Source organism: Vibrio sp. Y176, assembly GCF_033438945.1.
Genome location: NZ_JAWOQS010000830.1, coordinates 1 through 593 on the forward strand (window position 1 = coordinate 1; position 593 = coordinate 593).

Genomic DNA, 593 nt, shown 5'->3' on the forward strand with positions numbered 1-593 from the left:
TCGCTGTCCACCGTCACCACATCAATCAATGCGTTACCAGCCCTAAGCTGGGTTAAACCAAGCTCCATTACTTCGCGCTCGACAGGGCAGCCCAAAATATCTCGATAGAAATGCAACATGGCGTCGAGGTTGCACGTTCTTAACACGACATGATCAAGGGCTTGGATTGCGATTGGGTTGTTGGTGGGCATGCTTCACTCCTTTTGTGCGGTTATGGAAAAGTATACGACCTGAACGTCCATATTGATCGTTAAGTCATTTTTAACATATGCACTTTTGGTCATAAAGAGTGCGTTTAAGAAGAGAGAAAGAGTGTTTGGCGAAACGCCTTGATGTGCGACCGCGTCAGGCGTTTAGGCCTGTAGCAAATTGGTCACGCGCCCAAGCTCGCAAACGTTGATGGGAAGTACTGGATTCATCTCGTTTATGGAAAATCAGTTTATAGCTGACCGGCTCGGAAAACATCGGAGTTTGAATGACTTGCAGATTCAAAGCCGATTGCCATTTCTGCGCCAAAGACAGGGGAAGCACGCCTAAGCAATCGTGTTTCGCCACATAAAGCATCATGCCAGAGAGTGATGTTGTCATCATTT

The 593-nt window shown here is 47.0% G+C and carries 1 protein-coding gene and 1 pseudogene; both read right to left on the reverse strand.

What is annotated here, in order from left to right; all coding sequences use genetic code 11:
* The coding region (locus tag R7O13_RS28895; RefSeq protein ID WP_318305466.1) for a VOC family protein at positions 1-191 on the reverse strand (191 nt) is incomplete at its 3' end.
* Between the two features lie 154 nt (positions 192-345).
* Positions 346-593, reverse strand: a pseudogene (locus R7O13_RS28900) (LysR family transcriptional regulator); the annotation flags it as partial.